The following is a 17,667-nucleotide window of genomic DNA, read 5'->3' as shown; positions in this document are numbered from 1 at the left end:
CTTGCAACTGTTTTACTGATAAGTTGCAAGCCTGCCGCCGATCTTCTCTTGGGGTGTGCCCGGATGAACTTCTTTGAGCATCAAGACCGCGCCAAACGCAAATCCAAACAACTCATTTTGCTTCTTGCTGTTGCGGTCGCCTCATTAGTGGCCATAACCGTTTTGTTATTTGCCACGCTGATTTACGTTTCGCAGCAAGGAAACACCGATGCATACGGCAACGCATCTCCGCAAAGTTTCTGGGCAGGGGTTTCTCACGCATTAACTCCCCAAGCTATTGCCTGGATAGCTATAGGCATTACCAGTGTTGTGTTGTTAGGCAGTTTATTTCGCTTTCTTCAATTGAAATCCGGTGGTAGGTCAGTTGCAGAAGCGATGGGTGGACGCCTTCTACATGGGAATACGCAAGATTCGGATGAACGTAAAATCCTGAATGTTGTTGAAGAAATTGCGATCGCCTCCGGCACTGCAGTCCCGCCCGTCTATTTAATTGAAGACGATGCAATCAATGCATTTGCTGCAGGTTATAAACCACAAGATGCAGTGATCGGCATTACCCGCGGTTGCATCAACCAACTCACGCGCGATGAACTTCAGGGCGTGATTGCGCATGAATTCAGCCATATTTTTCACGGCGATATGCGCTTGAATATGCGTTTGATCGCACTGCTCTACGGCATTTTACTCATTGGATTGATCGGGGAGTTTCTCATTCGTCATGCTGGCAACCGCAATATTCGCCGCTCCAGTAAAGACAACTCACCTTTCGTAATGCTGGTGTTGGGTTTGGGATTATTAATTATCGGCTACACCGGTACCTTTTTTGGCAACCTGATCAAAGCTGCAGTTAGCCGACAGCGAGAGTTTTTAGCAGATGCGTCTGCCGTGCAATTCACACGCAACCCGGATGGCATCGCCGGCGCGCTCAAAAAAATTGGTGGTAGCAGTAGCGGCTCAGAACTGCACAATGAACACGCCGCCGAATTCAGCCATATGTATTTCAGCCAAGGCGTAAAGTTGTTTTTCAACTTAATGGCCACACACCCGCCATTAACAGAGCGAATCAAACGCATTAATCCCTATTGGGATGGACACTTTGCAGAAAATACATATAAAGGAAGGAAGACTTTGGACGCAGCTGATGGTGCGATGGGGTTACACGACAGTACTGCCGATAACGCCGCTATCGATATAAATGCAACTCTCCAGCAAATAGCGCAACCGACTGTTGAACAGATTGGTGTAGCGCAAGAACGTTTAAGTGAAATCCCACGCTATATAAAAGAAGCAACACTTCAAGCCTTCAGTGCTCGCGCCGTTGTATTCGGCCTCTTGCTTGACCGTCACCCAGACTTACGCACGCAACAATTAGCACTGCTCAACAACTATGTCTCCGAGGATGAGCTGGATAATTTACAACGCGTCATCAATAACAGTGCAATGCTGGAAACCCGTTTGCGTCTGCCTGCACTTGAACTCTGTATGCCCGCATTAAAAGAATTATCACCAAGCCAACGCCAACATTTTCTCGCCGGATTGAATGCATTGATTAATTCCGATAAAAAAGTGAGCCTGCTGGAGTGGTCGTTTTATCGCATAGTGCAACACAACCTCGAATACAAACCCAATATCCAACGCAGTTTGTCACTGCGCGATTTACATGCCGAATGCCAGCTTTTGTTATCGCTGCTCGCCTATGCTGGAGCCGATAACAATGACGATGCAAATGCAGCATTTATACATTCACAATCACTGTTGCCATTTCCCGCACTAACGCTTTTGCCTCGCGGTCAAATCAAATTGGCCAATGCGGACATCGCACTGGAAAAACTGAATCGGGTCAAACCATTACAAAAACCCCAATTACTAAAAGCGATGAGCGCCTGTATTCATTTCGACGGCCGTATCAGCGTTGTAGAAACAGAAATATTCCGCGCTATCGCTGATAGCCTTGACTGCCCAATACCACCGCTCATTCCCCGTATCACCAACTAAGCGCGCCTTTACAGCCAATCGCTCTACAACAACACCATCATGAACGGGTATAATGCGCCGCACGTTATTCTGCCAATTGAACAATCTCGCTAACTGAAAATCCTGCCAACCAAATGAGGTAATTACCTTGCAACTGGACAACGCATCTGTAGCGCAACTGCGCGAATGGGAAAGCCAACTGACCGCCCAATACCAGGCTATCCTCGCTAAAAAACTCAACCTCGACTTAACCCGCGGCAAGCCGTCGGCCGAGCAATTGAATCTTTCCGATGCACTCGATGGATTCTTGAAAGGCGACTACATTGCAGCGGATGGTACTGATACCCGCAACTACGGTGGATTGGACGGCCTGCCAGAAGCCAAACAATTAGGTGCCCATATCATGGGCGTTGAACCCGCCAATGTACTGGTCGGCGGCAACTCCAGTTTGACCCTGATGTTTCAGGTAATGCTGACTGCCTATCAATTTGGTTTGAAAGACAGCGCAAGCGCCTGGAAAAACGAAGGTGAAGTCAAGTTCATTTGCCCGGTACCGGGATACGACCGTCACTACACCGTGTGCGAACAACTCGGTATCAAAATGATCAATGTTGCCATGACTTCTACCGGTCCGGATATGGATGCCGTAGAAGCATTGATCAAAGCTGACAGTTCTATTAAAGGCATGTGGTGCGTACCCAAATACTCAAACCCAACCGGTGTTGTGTACAGCGATGAAACCGTCGAGCGTATCGCCAAACTCGGCCAAATCGCCAGCGCGAATTTCCGTGTATTCTGGGATAACGCTTACTCAGTACATGACTTGATTCCAAATGCACCGCAACTCGCAAGCATTTTGGAAGCAACACGTCGCAACGGCACCGAAGATTCTGTCGTGCAATTCGCATCAACATCCAAAATTACCCACGCGGGCTCAGGTGTTGCATTTGTTGCTGCCAGCGCAGCCAACTTGGCCGGTTTCAAAAAGTTTTTGAACAGTTGCACCATTGGGCCGGACAAAGTAAACCAAATCCGTCACACGCGTTTGCTCCCCAACAAAGAAGCATTGATGGCGCATATGGAAAAACATGCTGCGTTGTTAAATCCACGCTTTGAGGCCGTACTCAGTGCATTGAGCAGTGCATTTGATGGCACCGATTTAGGTGCATGGGAAAAACCTGTCGGCGGTTATTTTGTTTCTTTTGATACTCGCAAAGGCTGTGCAAAAGAAACCGTGCGTCTTGCAGCAGAGGCTGGTGTGAAATTAACACCTGCCGGCGCAACCTATCCCTACGGCAAAGACCCTGAAGACCGCAATATTCGTATCGCACCTTCGGTTCCCACTGTTCCTGAAGTTGTCGGAGCGATGGAAGTATTTGTCACCTGCGTGAAACTGGCATCAATAAAACAACAACTGGCTAATGCAAGTTAATACACCGCGATACTGCTCAAAAAGCCGCTGATAACAGCGGCTTTTTGCTTTTTAAGACGATTACACCACAAGCGCCTTCACAACCAAGCGTTCTAATAACTCAGGATTAATTCCAAAACACTTGGCGCATCTATCAAAATCCTTTCTATACTCCAGTAAGTAAAGGTTTTTACCTTTATATAAACTCATATCAACCCTTAACTATCGCCTCAAACAAGAGAGTAATGCTTTAAATAAAATCAAACCCTTTTCTCTGCGCTATCGCCATAGGAGATATTTGTATGGGTGTCGCTGCAACAGTAGAAAAATATTTAAAAGCAAAGCAAATCGACTTCACGCTACTAGAACATGACTATTGCGAAGGTTCTTATAACACTGCACGTGTTGCAAGAATAGACGATCACAGTCTTGCAAAAGGCGTTCTCTTACGCGATGAAGATTTTCACTACACACTTTGTGTACTACCCTCTCGCAATAAAATTCTTCGGCATACACTCAATCAAATTTTTGACCGACATATGGAATTGGTTGAAGAGGAAGAGCTGGCAGAAATTTTTAAAGATTGTTCCGAAGGAGCGATTCCCGCTCTGGGTGAAGCTTATGGTTTAGATGTAATTTGGGATGAAGAATTATTGGGCGTAGAAGAAGTTTACGTAGAAGCAGGGGATCATCGCCATTTGATTCGCTTAAAACAGCCAGACTTTGCACAGTTGATGCAAGCACACCTGCATGATCACTTCAGCGCAGACCGACATCGCCACAGCAAACTTCCCAAAAAGTATGTACGGCAGGAATACGAATTTTAACCCCCGATCACCAATAAGATATAAAAAAAGCCGCTTGGTTGCCCAAGCGGCTTTTTGATTACAGAGAGACAATCAATCTATTGGAACCAGTACCACATTGGGTGCTTTGGCTTCACGAGCAGCATCTGCTACTACAACATAGGTACCCGTGCTCGCACGACCACTGGCTTGAATAATCACAGCCGCTTTCGGCAACTCTGCACGCAGACGCTCAATATTTGAACGAACGGAACGCGCATCAAGACGGCGCTCACCCTCTTTCTCCATCAACCAGATTTGGTCATCAGGAGAAATACGTACCAAAATGTTCGGGTCAGCATTCTCTGGAGGAGGATTATCATTCTTTTCCGGAACATTAGGGTTAAAACCGGCTTCCTTAACGAAAGATGCAGTCACGATAAAGAAAATCAGCATGATGAACACCACGTCAAGCATGGGGGTCAAGTCAATTTCATTACCATCATCACCGGCTTGGCCTTTTTTTCTGCGGCTCACTGTGGGTACTCCTCGTGTTAAACGTTATTAGTCAGTCTAGGGGTAAAACACCAATTCTAGCAGTTTTGCCAAAACAAAAACCAACCTTTATCACCCCTCCCTACAGGAATTTACGTGAAATATTCAACCCCATCTATGGAATGTTCATTTCTTGAACCAGCCACACTGGAAGTGTTGGCGAACATCAAATCCGTCAATAATCAGTCACCTTGCCAATACCAGCCAAAATCAGTCCCTCGCTCACCCTATACAAAAAACCAGCGCCAACCAAAGCACCAGTAAGTTCTTTTCGGTAGCTTCGGTCATCTCTAGCAGGGTCTTTACAAAGAACCATAAAACGCACCGAACCTCATGCATGCAACAGGGAACTCATGGTACTGCCACTCACAACAGAAATTGTTTTCATGATGAGATCATTATTGATAATGAAAGCAGAATGCTCTGGTTAGAACTCTCACGAACACAACCATCAAACCAAAACCTCCGGTACAAACCAATAACTACTCAGTTGGTACAGATAATCCTATTCGTTTGACTCGTCCATCCAATACAGATGAAAGCACCAATGTACAATTACTTTCAACTTCGATAAGCGGTGCACTGGGCACCTCAGAATGAACAAAAACACCTTACATCTCTACCATCAAATCAAATTATTACACTAGAAGACAATCAGGCATTTTTTTCAAAGAATTAGGAAGACAAACAACTGATGCATGTCACTCCAGTTCCCTCGCCAAAAATCCAGTCACCCAGGGTCAATTTGCGCACTAAAATCAATCACGCACTCACCAAAACTCTAGTGGTAAATTTATTTTCGACTCCCTATAACAAATCGAAGCTATCCCTCACCTGCCAGCATAAAAGATAAATTCCAAACACTAATAAACATTGCCGCTCAAACAAAACCCTAAATACAGACACACTCAACCCAACCTCAACCCTGGCAATAATATGCCTCCAACAAAACAACACTCTCCGGTAAACCATAAAACTACCACGGACGAACCAAAGAAGAAGATTTGATACAACAAACAATCTCATTCAAAGCACACACAAAAGAATAAAACAGCCTTTAGCTAAAGACCGTTTTCTATCTGAACAGAACAGCTTCCTTTTGTAGCTTTATTTGAAACCGATAAAAACCATAAATACAGAACCTCAAGAGTAACGATTCATGATGATTAAACAGCGTAGGGTAGATGCAGAACATCTCTGTAAAGAACAATTTTCCGATGAAACGAACGTATAAACATGCAATTTAAAATTAAAAATTACCTACGCACTCACGGGTAAAACCAGATGAGACTCGTATCTGTTTTTCAGATGCCGATTAAAAAAATGGAAAAACTTTCCGAAAAGTTCAGAAAAACACATTTTTTTACTAAAAACTGTCAAAAAAACGCATTTTTATTGAGTATTTTGCGCAAAAAACTTGAATTTTTTTAATAAAGTTTTAACTTATACATGTTGGACTTTTTAATCCATTTACGACTTTTCGAAAACTATAAAGGAAGCACACCATGGCTGCACGTAAACAAACCGCTGTTAATACTGTTGCAAGTTTGGAACAGCAATTAGCCCAACTGAAAACCCAACTGTCAAAAGCTCGCGCAGCTCAGGCAGCGGACGCAGTTAAAGCTGTTGCTGGTTTAGCTAAAGACGCTGCAAAAGCAACTGCTGCACTGAAAGCTGCTCAAAGCAAGCTGACCTCTGCCGCTAAAAAGAAAACTCCTGGTTCAGCTAAACAAGTTGCTGCTGCTAAAGCCGCTGTTGCAGCTGCCAAGAAAGATGCAGCTGCTGCTAAAGCTGCCGTTGCTGGTGCCAAGAAAGCTGCTGCTGCCGCCAAAGCTGCTGCTAAACTTGCGGCAGCTCATGATAAAGCTGTTGCGAAAGCAGAAGCTGCTGTTGCAAAACGCCTGAAAGCCTCCTCTAAAAAAGCTGCAGTAAAAGCAAAAGCTGCTGAGAAGAAAGCAGCAGCTAAAGCTAAATTAGCAGCCAAAAAAGCCGCCGCAAAAGCAAAACTAGCAGCTAAGAAACAAGCAGCTAAAGCTAAAGCAGCAGCCAAGAAAGCAGCACTGAAAAAGAAAGTTGCTGATAGAAAAGCGGCACTGAAAGCGAAAGCCGCAGCAAAAAAAGCAGCAGCAAAAGCTAAGGCAGCAGCAAAAAAGCAAGCAACCAAGACTAAAGTAGCTGCAAAAAAACCAGCAGCTAAGAAAGCAGTAGCCAAAAAAGCTCCAGCTGCCAAAAAACCTGCTGCTAAAAAAGCGGTAGCCAAAAAAGCTCCAGCAGCTAAAAAACCAGCAGCTAAGAAAGCAGTAGCCAAAAAAGCTCCCGCCGCTAAAAAGCCTGCAGCATCAGCACCAGCTAAACGTGGCCGCAAGCCAAAAGCTGCAGCTCCAACTGCTGCTTAATAACTTGCACCAAATAAAAAAGGCACCTTCGGGTGCCTTTTTTATTTAGTATTTCCGTCAATAATGCGTCAATTACTACTTGGGTGTTCTTGTAACGCCATTTGATTAAATACATAAGCGTACATTATTAAACGCTGATCATCGGTCTGCTCTACAAACTCCAATCCATAACTCACTAAAACACCATCATCTAGATTATCAGTTGGATCCACTCGCGAACGGATGACCCCTCTTAAGACTAACTCCTTCGTTATACTGCGAATATCTACATGAGCCCTAAGCTCTAGAATATCTCCTATCTCTGCAATATCGTCCCCTAGTTCGATACGCGCGCCACTGATGCTAATATCGGAAATAAAACCTGTTGTTGAAGGTTTTATTTCCAAGCTGGTATTAACTATTGTCATTTTTTCGCGTACGGCAACGCGGGTAGCATTGCGAATACCTTTAAAGGTAACCGACTCAGGATAGCTTAAGTGCAAAATGGGATATGGCTCTTGAGTCTGAGCCTCGACAATACCGGCAAAGATGCCAATGCCATTATCAATCATCAATCTAACTACAATTTTTTGCCCAAGCCTGAATTTGAGTAATTTCCCCGCCTGCTTGGGCACAGATAAAAGAACACTACGCCCTGGTAAACAACCAATAAGTCGGCAAGAAAAGCGCTCCGGCTGGCCCGCTAGAGAAGTCGTTTGTAATTGCAGCGGATAACCGTAAGCCAGTTTTAATTCTTCGAATCTCATTATGAGGGCTGCACCAATTATTGGGTGTTATTTTTAGAAAGTGTAGCAGCAGAAAAAACAAATGCGTTACATCTTGTTAACTGAGTGGGTGGCTTTGTGAGGATGAAATCACCGTAGGGCTTGCTTGGGATAATGCCTCTGCAGAGAGAACACCGAACTCTTTGTTCCACTCCAATAACAAAAGTGCCAACGATTGCGATTGTTGATAGAGTGATGCCAGTTCTTCGTAGGTGTCTTTTGGCCCTACGTAAAGCTTGATTTGCCGATGTTTATTGGCAAGTTCATGATGTAAATGTTGTGAACGATACACTTCTAGCTTCCAGCGCAAGTTGTGTGCCGTATTTCGATAATACGCAAGTTTGGTTTGACGAGAGATGGGACTTACCGAATTAAGCGGGCCAAAAACATTAAAGTCTAACGCTAACACCATAGACTCTTTCGCACCAGAGTCGGCAATAACCGTTGCTGTACGTGCCTGTCCCATCAACTGGGCTAAATCGCCAAATACTTCACCTGGAGTAACATAGTTGATGAGATCACCTTTTAATGCCTGATCAACATAAACGGCCAGCTTTCCTTTTAACAAGAAATAAAGCCAGTTTCCTGATTCTCCTTTTTGTAAAACAACTTCCCCGGGAAGATATGAGACCACTCTTGATGCTTGCAGTAACAACTCAAATTGTTTTAGATCTTGTTGCCTGACAACTTTGAAAAAGGGGATACCAGACAATAAATGCTCTAATGTTTCACGAGGTATCTTATGCAAAGGTTTCGTTTCCATCATTTACCCGTAATATGTGTTTTTTATTAATAATTTGTTATATGCACGCCGCCAAACGTGCCATTACCGCCCAAAATCCTTAGGCTGATATGATACTACCGAATATACATAGAACAACTATAGCCAAGTTATCAGCAAGGTACGCTATTACGCATTTTTTCTATATCATATTGATGTGTCATAACAAGACCAGCTTATAAATTTGGACAAACACATCACACCACAACAAAGTCCCTAAAAATAGAGAGTAGCAAGACTATGCGCTTCAACCGTCTATTCCGCGTTCTCATCGGTATTTGCTTATTTTTATCCAGCCACTTGCTCCGCGCTGAACCTATGCTCAACGGGATTGGCGTGCACCAAGAGTTAGGAAGAGAGGTGTTTATCGGAGCACTTTTTTCCGAGTCACTCAGTAATGATGCTGATACGCTCATCAACAACATCCAACCTATGCGAATGGAGTTAAAGATAGTTGCACCAGACGGTTTAACAACACGGCGCTTCAGCCGTATGTGGATCGAAGGTATGGCGGTAAATAGCAAAGCTGATGCATTGACCGCCCAAGCTGACAACATGGTGAAATTTGATGGCATGTTTAAAGGGCGTTTTTTAAATGGTGACTTCGTCAGTTTTACCAACACGCCCGGCAAAGGCGTTGATATTGCGGTAAATGGTGTAGTTCTTGGCAATATTAAAGATAACCTTTTCTTCTCTATGCTGTTATCTACCTGGATTGGCAAAATACCTTTGTCATCAGACTACCGTGATAGTTTGCTTAAAGTGGGTGATGTCGATGCAGGCTTACGCAGTCGCTTCAACAGCATCAACCCCAGCAATGCAAGGGTTGCTGAAGTTAAAGCGTGGTCTGAACCCTTGGCCGCAGAAAAAGAAACAAAAAATGCTGAAATACCCAAAGAGGTTGCAGCTCAGGAAAGACCCGTTGCGAAAGTCGAGGTACCTAAACTGGATGTTCCTGCCATTGAAAAACCAACGCTGAATATTCCTGCACCAAGTGCTCCGGCAGCATCATCAATCGCTACGACTAGCAGTGTGCCAGCCAAACCTGTAGTGGTGGCTGCTACAAAACCGGAGGAGGCGGAAGAGGATGATGGTCCTGCTCTGACAGCACAAACCCTTCTCGCACGCCAATTTTACGTTTCTGATGCCATCAAAATAATCCGGGGAAAAACAAAATATCCACAGCGCGCGCTGGATCGTGGTTATGCTGGAAACGTTCGTGTTGCGGTTGTTATTGACCGTCAAGGTAACATTCTCAACACCGATTTATTAGAAAAGAGCCAATACGATATGCTGAATAGAGAAGCACTCGATGCTATCAAACGTTCAGCGCCCTTCCCTGCATTACCCGCAGAAATTGCAGGAGCACGTTTTGAGTTTACAGTGCCCATGCGCTGGGCATTGCCGGAATAACCACGACTCATGAAGCTAATAAAAAAGCCACCTGTAAGGTGGCTTTTTTATTGTTACGTCTATTGATGGAAAACTAACAATCAACCCAATTGACGTAATCGCTGCTCAATCACTTTATGAATTCCGCCGCGTTCCAAGACTGAATGCTCGACCAATCGATCAAGATGTATTGCATGCAAATGCAGACAAGGAGTTGATGCATCCAGTTCACGCAAATCTCCTTTCATGAGTACCGGTAGAAAGGGCTTATTAGGCGGTAGCTTTTTTCTGACAATATCCAACCCCATTTGCAATGGCAATGCTCGATACTTCACTGTGCCACTACGGAAGGGAATACGTAAAAATAAGCAGGGGCGCGATTGATAAACACCGGGAATAATTTCCATCCCCGTGGGGGTAACTGCCTTCTCACTAATACCGTTAAAGGTATCGTGTGGCATATATGGGTTAGGTAATATCACCAATTTCCGCGCTTCTTCTTTAGGAAAGAAGATATTGTAATTGGTATAGAGCTGCTCCACTGAACTGGAGTAAACACACAATTTATTTTCAAAGCCCATTACGAAGTCAACTGCTCGCTGGCGTTGATTGAAGGCATCCAAATCCCAAATCAAATCCTTGTTATCAGAGGGTATTGTCAAGATTGCGCCTACATATAGTAATGGGATAGATAGTTATTATAAACGAGCAACAAACAACTCACATGTTGGTCAGCAGTCCATTTGCTCAAGTTGTTTTAGAATTTCACGAATTTGTGCAAGTCCGCTTTCACTGAATAGAAAACCTGAACGGGTATGCCCAAGATATTCCTTCTCATCGATTGCTGCACATGCGTCCCGGAACGGCTCCAGTTCAGGGCAGTGACGAAATGAAGAAGACAAAAAAATTGCCCAATCATTTTCGCCTGCTTGCCCAACTAAAACCTTTTGCAAGAGCTGTACAACATCATCTTTACTCATTTGATAATGCGGGGTTTTAACCCATAGTAAGACTGCGATAACACTCAGGAATATCAGCAAACTTACAATGAAAACCGCCATAATCAATGCTCGCGGGTTGCGCGGAAGACAACCTCTGGATGACGCTCTTGTGTCAGGGATAAATTGACTCGAGATGGAGCCAGATAAGTCAAATGGCCACCACCATCAAACGCGAGATTTTCCGCACATTTACGTTTGAACTCTTCCAACTTTTTTGCATCATCACACTCGCACCAGCGCGCAGTATTAACGCTGACAGGTTCGTAAATTGCCTCCACCTTATATTCATCTTTAAGCCGGTAGGCAACCACTTCAAATTGCAACACACCTACTGCGCCAACAACAATATCGTTATTGTTTATTGGGAAGAATACTTGTGTTGAGCCCTCCTCGGAAAGCTGCTGTAACCCTTTCTGAAGCTGCTTCATTTTAAGTGGATCTTTCAACCGGATACGGCGGAAAAGCTCGGGAGCAAAATGCGGGATGCCGGTAAATTTTAAACTTTCACCTTCCGTGAAAGTATCCCCAATCTGGATAGTACCGTGGTTGTGTAAACCAATAATATCGCCTGCTATCGCCTCATCAACTGCACTGCGATCACCCGCCATAAACGTAACTGCGTCGGCAATTTTAATATCCTTACCCAAACGCACATGCTTCATTTTCATGCCCTGTGAGTAAGTGCCGGAGCAAATACGCATAAACGCGATACGGTCGCGATGCTTAGGGTCCATGTTGGCTTGGATTTTAAAAATAAAACCACTGAACTTTTCTTCACTTGGCTCTACAACACGCTCATGTGTAGCGCGCGCGCGCGGAGTCGGTGCCCACTCGACAAAACCGTCCAGCATTTCACGTACACCGAAGTTGCCCAATGCAGTTCCAAAAAACACCGGTGTCATTCGCCCGGCAAGATACTCGTCTAAATCAAATTGATGGGTTGCACCACGAACGAAGTCAATTTGCTCTCGATAATCATCCGCATAAACGCCCATAAATGCAGTTGCTTCAGCGCTATCCAAGCCTTTGATCTGAACATCATCAGGAATGGTATGACCAAATCCTTGTTCATATACATGAATCACATCGGTATAAAAGTTATAAACACCGAGAAATTCCTTACCGCTTCCCAATGGCCAATTGATAGGCGCAGCTGTAATTTTTAATACATTCTCGATTTCATCCAATAACTCAACCGCATCGCGGCTTTCGCGATCCATCTTGTTGATGAATGTGAGAATAGGCGTGTCACGCAGACGGCAAACTTCCATCAATTTAATGGTTCGATCTTCAACGCCTTTAGCGCCATCGATCATCATCAATACAGAATCGACAGCCGTCAGCGTACGATAGGTATCTTCAGAGAAGTCTTCGTGACCAGGAGTATCGAGCAAATTCACTATTCGATCTTTGTAGGGAAATTGCATCACTGAAGATGTCACAGAAATTCCGCGCTCTTGCTCCATTGTCATCCAGTCAGATTTAGCATGCGGGCCGCGTTTACCTTTTACCGAACCAGCCAATTGAATGGCATTCCCCCACAGCAACAGCTTTTCTGTGACGGTCGTTTTACCAGCATCAGGGTGGGAAATAATTGCAAAGGTACGGCGTTTGGCTAGTTCAGTAGTCAAATTACTCATAGAAATATCGCGCTATATAAAAGAAGAAAGATCAGTTGTCGGAATTATACTCCGGTATTTATTTTCGGAGTGTATTGAAGGTAGGCAACGCAAATTAACAGGCTATGGCTCTGCAGATAAAGCCTGAAGATGGATATGTCTATTCAGCCACAACCATGCCCAGATCCCAAGCGTAATATTGGCGAGCGCAGTCGCAATAAAAAGCCCTGTCATTCCCCACCAATATTGCCCCAACCACGCGAGAGGCAAGTAAATATACAAAACACGCCCTGCCGACAACAGCATCGCAGGCCAGGGTCTGCCTAATCCATTAAACGCCGCATTGACCGACATCACCAATCCATAAGCACCGTAGCTCACAGGTACAATCATTAAATAGGTTGCGGCAATAGAGATAACCTCACCATGATCGCCAAAAAGACCAGCGATTTCGGCTCCAAAAAAACCGAGAATCACGGCAAGAAAAACACCAAAAGCCAAACAGAAAATTGTTAGCACTCGCAAGGCTTCATTAAGCCTGATTAACTTTCCTGCACCAAAATTTTGTCCGAAAAATGGACCGACAACACCGGATAATGCATAAAACACAATAAGTGCCAAAGGCTCGATGCGCATCACAATACCCAGTGCAGCAACTGCATCTGTGCCATAGGCTGCAACCATGGCAACAACGATAGCGCTGGCAAATGGGATAATCACATTCGCAACCATCGCAGGAATCCCCACCTCAATAATTGCTTGCCAGGAATGTTTTAACTTTTCCCAGGGCAAGAATGGATTGACCAACATGTGTACACGGGCATGCAAAATATATAGTGCCACGATTAACATCAGGACCCGGGTAATCAAGGTGGCGACAGCAGCACCCTGTAACCCAAGGGCGGGCATCCCCAATAATCCAAAAATAAGAATAGGGTCCAGCATTACGTTGAGCAATGCCGCCCCACCCATCAAATAACCTTGTACTTGGCTCATTCCCATTGCCCGCAATGCGGACAGACAAACCATCGGTACCATCAAGCAAGGCGCACTGAAATACCAAATAGACATGTAGGATCGAATGAGAGGAATCAAATCGGGCGTAGCACCTAACGCCAGGAAAAGAGGCTCAAGCGTAAGCCAACCAAGTAAGCAGACACTTGCAGATATAATGAAAGTCAGGCTCATCGCATCAGTCGCAAGCCTACGCGCCTTGCCAGAATCGCCCTCACCTATTGCTCTGGCAACAGCAGAAGATGTGCCGGCACCTAGACCGATCCCCAAGCTGGTCAGAACCATAATGATAGGAAAAGTGAAACTGAGTGCTGCCAGAGGCTCACGCCCTAATTGGGCGATAAAAAATGTTTCTATCGCATTGAGCGACATGGTCGCCATCAAACCCCACACCAATGGCAATGCCAGATTTTTCAGTTGTTCAGAGACCCGTCCTTCTGTGAGGGTTGCTTGTAAGGGGGTTGCCATAAACACTGCCGATTGTTGCGGTCAAATGAGACGATCCAGAGAAGCAGGGGGGCGCTGCTGGATCAAAAAATGATGTGCAGTATACACCAGTCGCGCGCTGTGCCCCGGACGATGCCGTTAATCCCGCGACAAAGTGTCGCAGGCTAATCATGGATATGGCGACCGCGATCAAAGCTGAGTCCGCTATAATCTGCTCATCCCTGACCCCATTTACCATTCGGCGCACATGTCCCAAAAAACCATTTTTTCTTCCTCACTCACCCTCGCCGGTCATGCGCAGCATTTAGGCTACTGGGTCATTATCCGAACGTTAATCTTGGCTTGTCTGGGTATCGCAATTGTTATTTTCCTATTAAATGGAACTATTAATCTGCCTTTTTCAGAAATTCTGATCGCGCTTATCATTTTGACAGGTATCAACCTTCTTACCTTTGTCCGTTTAAAAAACCCTTTACCTGTGACACAAATGGAGTTTTTTATCCATTTGCTGATCGATTTAATCGCTCTCAGTGTGGTGTTTTATTACAGTGGCGGAGCGAACAATCCTTTTGTTTCTTATTTTCTTGTCCCTATTTGTATATGTGCAGCAACATTAAGTGGCCGCTACGCTTTGGCGATCACAATACTCGGAGTTATAAGCTACTCACTGTTACTTTTTTTCCATATTCCGCTACCGATTCTTTCGCCCCATCACCACCAGGCCGATAGTTCACTGAATTTACATGTATTGGGTATGTGGTTGAACTTTTTTATCAGTGCCTGTTTGATTACTTACTTTATTGTAAAAATGGCGCACGATTTACGCACACAAGAAGCACAATTAAATCGCTGGAGAGAAGATCAATTACGAGATGAGCAAGTGATGGCAGTTGCCACATTAGCAGCGGGAACAGCACATGAATTAGGGACACCACTCTCAACCATGAAGCTATTATTGAGTGAACTGAAAGCAGACTATGCTCATGTGCCCGCACTACAGAGCGATTTAAAAATTTTGCAAGATCAAGTCAATCAATGCGCTGCAACATTGCATGAACTGGTGACCACAGCAGAACAAGGAAAAGCAGGAAAATTACAGGATCAAAATGTACGTAGTTATTGCATCGCACTGCTTGAACGCTGGCAGATAATGCGCCCGGATGTCACCTCAATTATTTCTATCTCTGATCAACTGCCAAACATCAAGGGACAATTTCATCCAACAATTGCACAGGCCATTATCAATTTATTAAACAACGCTGCCGATGCAAGCCCTGAAAACATTGAAATTCAAATTGCTTGGGACACAAAAAAAATGCATTGGATAATTGATGATAATGGACCTGGTATAGCAGCAGAAATTACCGCACACATAGGGAAATCATTTATTTCAACGAAAGCCAAAGGATTGGGAATAGGATTATTATTAACTCAAGCAACTATCAACCGTTATGGTGGAACGGTTGAGTTAAACAATCGCAAAGAAAAAGGCACACGCACTTATTTAGAACTCCCCTTTATTGAAAACCAATAACGACAACCTCATCAGAACATGATGCTTATGAATAAAATGCCAATCGACTTTCTAATCGTAGACGATGATCACACATTGGCTGAAATGCTTGCGCGAGTTTTACATCGGCGAGGTTTCACCAGCCGGATTGCAAGTGACAGTGCACAAGCATTATGGTTAATAAGCAATTCATTATTTTCCAAAGCTATTGTTGATTTAAAATTAGGTAAAGATTCGGGCTTAGTATTAATAAAGGAATTGATATCGCGTCAACCAGACTTAGCAATTGTCATGCTGACTGGCTACTCAAGCATTTCAACGGCCGTAGAAGCTGTAAAATCCGGGGCAGTGAATTATTTATGTAAGCCAGCAGATATCGATGACATTCTTACTGCGTTTGGATCACACAATACAACACCATTAACTGCAGAGAGTTACACACCAATATCTATTGATCGTCTCGAATGGGAACATATACAGAAAGTGTTACAAGAACAGGGGGGAAATATTTCTGCTACCGCAAGAGTGCTCGGTATGCATAGACGAACATTACAACGTAAGCTACAAAAACGTCCTGTAAAGCAGTGAAGTCCGCACTATCATTAGAGCTGACGAGCCATCAGTAACGCGTCCTCATGCCCATTAACTGTTGGATAATAATTTTTACGCTGGCCAACCTCAAAAAAGTCCTCTTTTTCATAAAGAGCAATAGCTTTATGATTAGAGACTCTCACCTCCAGAAACAGCATATCCGCTTTTTCTTTAACACATTGAATAGCAAGTTTTAATAAACACTGCCCTATTCCCTTTCGCTGAAATGCAGGCGATACGGAAATATTCAGTAATTCAGCGTCACCGCCTCCATGTGTTACTACTACATATCCTGCCAATGCTCCTTTATGTTCCGCCAACCAACATTTCTGACGGCCATTCAAGCAGTCCTCAAAACTGGATTGCCGCCAAGGATGAGAGTGGGCTTTTCGTTCCAAATCCATTACTGCGGGAATATCATTTGCTTCAAGCAAACGATAGCCAAGAGCCATACCCGTATAAGTCTGGTCAGATAAAATAAAAATATCAGTCATTTTCGATGTACATAAACGAATATGGTTTACACAATACGTTCACACGCACGCCCATAGCTTTGCTTTTTTCTGTGGGTCTTGTAATAAACTATTTAAGCTCGGGAGTATGAAAGCCTGTATGGATAGCGTATCCACAACCGATCTTTGCCAACAAGTATCAACCCAGCTCATATCTTTTGGTAAAAAATAATTTGCCGCATTTTCTCCCATCAACCAGAGAGAATTGATGGGTCGCAACTCATTCTCAACAGCTAACCAAGTTTGCAACTCACTTCTTGCATCGCATTCTGTACGGGGAACAAAACGATTTTCAATCATAGGCCAACGCATAATTTCTTCGTCCAAAATAAAAGACGCCGATCCTAGAAATGTCCGCAATATATTGCCAAGCAAAACTTCTGTTGGTAAAGCCAGCTTTGTGTTTCGTGTATCGATAATCAAAAAGCCCGGTATTGGCCTCCAAATACTCAGAGAAAATGGCTGAATAGTGGGAGATTTTTTTTCTTCAAATTGTTGAAGGATAGTTGTTGCATCTATCTGCAACGATACCGATTTTTTTCTTGCATCTGTAGTGGCTATTAAAGAATCAAGCAAAGCAGATGGGGCTTGGTTTTCTATTAATGATGGAGCAGGAATGCCAAAGTTTGGTATCTCATTAAGGCCTATGATATCTATAGACGATCCAGGTAGGTCAGGCATAACACAAGCGATCGATACTGGAGCAGACGCTAAATGCCAACGTGGCACATAACTCTCAATTCCCATTATCGATAGATAAATTTGCCGTTGTAACTCGTTCATAACACGCCCATCATTACCCGAACATACAGGTCCAATAAGTTACCAACTTCCCATCTAAACAGAGAGCAGTAATAAAATCTATTACCGAACCTTAAAAAGGCTAAAAATAGAAAACCCCCTATTGGTTAT

General features: G+C 44.1%; 16 protein-coding genes. 7 read left to right on the top strand and 9 right to left on the bottom strand.

From position 1 onward, the window contains the following. Positions 1 to 63 precede the first annotated feature (63 nt). From B2739_RS08475 to B2739_RS08465, 3 genes are all read left to right on the top strand, one after another. On the top strand, positions 64 to 1,995 hold the full coding sequence (locus tag B2739_RS08475) for a M48 family metalloprotease (protein ID WP_331345431.1): 1,932 nt from the start codon (positions 64 to 66) through the stop codon (positions 1,993 to 1,995). A 127-nt stretch (positions 1,996 to 2,122) separates the two neighbouring features. Continuing rightward, positions 2,123 to 3,406: an aminotransferase class I/II-fold pyridoxal phosphate-dependent enzyme gene (locus B2739_RS08470; RefSeq protein ID WP_331345430.1), complete on the top strand. Its 1,284-nt coding sequence runs from the start codon at positions 2,123 to 2,125 to the stop codon at positions 3,404 to 3,406. A 281-nt stretch (positions 3,407 to 3,687) separates the two neighbouring features. After that, positions 3,688 to 4,212 (top strand): YbaK/EbsC family protein, encoded by a 525-nt coding sequence (locus B2739_RS08465; protein WP_331345429.1) that lies wholly within the window; start codon positions 3,688 to 3,690, stop codon positions 4,210 to 4,212. Positions 4,213 to 4,284: 72 nt separating this feature from the next. On the opposite strand, the gene B2739_RS08460 is transcribed toward B2739_RS08465, so the two are convergent. Then, the gene (locus B2739_RS08460) at positions 4,285 to 4,707 is read right to left on the bottom strand and encodes a biopolymer transporter ExbD (protein WP_331345428.1); all 423 of its coding nucleotides are present in this window, start codon (positions 4,705 to 4,707) and stop codon (positions 4,285 to 4,287) included. Positions 4,708 to 6,230: 1,523 nt separating this feature from the next. Here B2739_RS08460 and B2739_RS08455 point away from each other — a divergent pair. Then, positions 6,231 to 7,121, top strand: coding sequence for a hypothetical protein (locus B2739_RS08455; protein ID WP_331345427.1), 891 nt, complete (start codon positions 6,231 to 6,233; stop codon positions 7,119 to 7,121). A 68-nt stretch (positions 7,122 to 7,189) separates the two neighbouring features. Here B2739_RS08455 and B2739_RS08450 read toward each other — a convergent pair whose 3' ends face one another. Beyond that, the gene (locus B2739_RS08450) at positions 7,190 to 7,867 is read right to left on the bottom strand and encodes a flagellar brake protein (protein WP_331345426.1); all 678 of its coding nucleotides are present in this window, start codon (positions 7,865 to 7,867) and stop codon (positions 7,190 to 7,192) included. Positions 7,868 to 7,943: 76 nt separating this feature from the next. Beyond that, complete coding sequence (locus B2739_RS08445; protein WP_331345425.1) at positions 7,944 to 8,633, bottom strand: cyclic nucleotide-binding domain-containing protein; 690 nt, start codon at positions 8,631 to 8,633, stop codon at positions 7,944 to 7,946. Positions 8,634 to 8,906: 273 nt separating this feature from the next. Here B2739_RS08445 and B2739_RS08440 point away from each other — a divergent pair, with 273 nt between their 5' ends. Then, entirely contained in the window at positions 8,907 to 10,079 is a 1,173-nt protein-coding gene (locus B2739_RS08440; protein WP_331345424.1) for a TonB family protein, read from the top strand. An 80-nt stretch (positions 10,080 to 10,159) separates the two neighbouring features. Here the strand turns inward: B2739_RS08440 and B2739_RS08435 are convergent, their stop codons facing one another. The 4 genes from B2739_RS08435 to B2739_RS08420 form a co-directional block, all read right to left on the bottom strand. After that, positions 10,160 to 10,720, bottom strand: coding sequence for a hypothetical protein (locus B2739_RS08435; RefSeq protein ID WP_331345423.1), 561 nt, complete (start codon positions 10,718 to 10,720; stop codon positions 10,160 to 10,162). Between the two features lie 69 nt (positions 10,721 to 10,789). After that, positions 10,790 to 11,119 (bottom strand): hypothetical protein, encoded by a 330-nt coding sequence (locus tag B2739_RS08430; protein ID WP_331345422.1) that lies wholly within the window; start codon positions 11,117 to 11,119, stop codon positions 10,790 to 10,792. 2 nt (positions 11,120 to 11,121) lie between these two features. Next, entirely contained in the window at positions 11,122 to 12,699 is a 1,578-nt protein-coding gene (locus B2739_RS08425) for a peptide chain release factor 3 (RefSeq protein ID WP_414633221.1), read from the bottom strand. Positions 12,700 to 12,801: 102 nt separating this feature from the next. Beyond that, a complete protein-coding gene (locus B2739_RS08420; RefSeq protein ID WP_331345421.1) occupies positions 12,802 to 14,160 on the bottom strand; it encodes an MATE family efflux transporter in 1,359 nt (452 codons plus the stop codon). A gap of 226 nt (positions 14,161 to 14,386) precedes the next feature. Between B2739_RS08420 and B2739_RS08415 the strand changes: the two genes are divergently transcribed. Continuing rightward, positions 14,387 to 15,673 carry an ATP-binding protein gene (locus tag B2739_RS08415; protein WP_331345420.1) on the top strand — a complete coding sequence of 429 codons (1,287 nt, stop codon included), beginning with the start codon at positions 14,387 to 14,389 and terminating at the stop codon, positions 15,671 to 15,673. Positions 15,674 to 15,700: 27 nt separating this feature from the next. After that, complete coding sequence (locus B2739_RS08410) at positions 15,701 to 16,240, top strand: response regulator transcription factor (protein ID WP_331345419.1); 540 nt, start codon at positions 15,701 to 15,703, stop codon at positions 16,238 to 16,240. A gap of 14 nt (positions 16,241 to 16,254) precedes the next feature. Here the strand turns inward: B2739_RS08410 and rimI are convergent, their stop codons facing one another. Together rimI and B2739_RS08400 are read right to left on the bottom strand one after the other, a co-directional pair. Next, complete coding sequence (gene rimI / locus B2739_RS08405) at positions 16,255 to 16,737, bottom strand: ribosomal protein S18-alanine N-acetyltransferase (protein WP_331345418.1); 483 nt, start codon at positions 16,735 to 16,737, stop codon at positions 16,255 to 16,257. 39 nt (positions 16,738 to 16,776) lie between these two features. Further along, positions 16,777 to 17,538, bottom strand: a complete 762-nt coding sequence (locus tag B2739_RS08400) for a hypothetical protein (RefSeq protein WP_331345417.1) — start codon at positions 17,536 to 17,538, stop codon at positions 16,777 to 16,779. Positions 17,539 to 17,667 lie beyond the last annotated feature (129 nt).

This window comes from Cellvibrio sp. UBA7661 (assembly GCA_002483365.1).
Taxonomy (GTDB): domain Bacteria; phylum Pseudomonadota; class Gammaproteobacteria; order Pseudomonadales; family Cellvibrionaceae; genus Cellvibrio.
The sequence above is the reverse complement of the archived record's forward strand: the minus strand, read 5'-3'. Positions and strand labels throughout refer to the sequence as shown.

What these genes read in the sequence shown, in the direction of transcription:
- B2739_RS08440 (WP_331345424.1), top strand. Translation starts at nt 8,907, where the DNA reads ATGCGCTTCAACCGTCTATTCCGCGTTCTCATCGGTATTTGCTTATTT.
- B2739_RS08420 (WP_331345421.1), bottom strand. Translation starts at nt 14,160, where the DNA reads ATGGCAACCCCCTTACAAGCAACCCTCACAGAAGGACGGGTCTCTGAA.
- B2739_RS08465 (WP_331345429.1), top strand. Translation starts at nt 3,688, where the DNA reads ATGGGTGTCGCTGCAACAGTAGAAAAATATTTAAAAGCAAAGCAAATC.
- B2739_RS08415 (WP_331345420.1), top strand. Translation starts at nt 14,387, where the DNA reads ATGTCCCAAAAAACCATTTTTTCTTCCTCACTCACCCTCGCCGGTCAT.
- B2739_RS08455 (WP_331345427.1), top strand. Translation starts at nt 6,231, where the DNA reads ATGGCTGCACGTAAACAAACCGCTGTTAATACTGTTGCAAGTTTGGAA.
- B2739_RS08450 (WP_331345426.1), bottom strand. Translation starts at nt 7,867, where the DNA reads ATGAGATTCGAAGAATTAAAACTGGCTTACGGTTATCCGCTGCAATTA.
- B2739_RS08475 (WP_331345431.1), top strand. Translation starts at nt 64, where the DNA reads ATGAACTTCTTTGAGCATCAAGACCGCGCCAAACGCAAATCCAAACAA.
- B2739_RS08400 (WP_331345417.1), bottom strand. Translation starts at nt 17,538, where the DNA reads ATGAACGAGTTACAACGGCAAATTTATCTATCGATAATGGGAATTGAG.
- rimI (WP_331345418.1), bottom strand. Translation starts at nt 16,737, where the DNA reads ATGACTGATATTTTTATTTTATCTGACCAGACTTATACGGGTATGGCT.
- B2739_RS08410 (WP_331345419.1), top strand. Translation starts at nt 15,701, where the DNA reads ATGAATAAAATGCCAATCGACTTTCTAATCGTAGACGATGATCACACA.
- B2739_RS08430 (WP_331345422.1), bottom strand. Translation starts at nt 11,119, where the DNA reads ATGGCGGTTTTCATTGTAAGTTTGCTGATATTCCTGAGTGTTATCGCA.
- B2739_RS08425 (WP_414633221.1), bottom strand. Translation starts at nt 12,699, where the DNA reads ATGAGTAATTTGACTACTGAACTAGCCAAACGCCGTACCTTTGCAATT.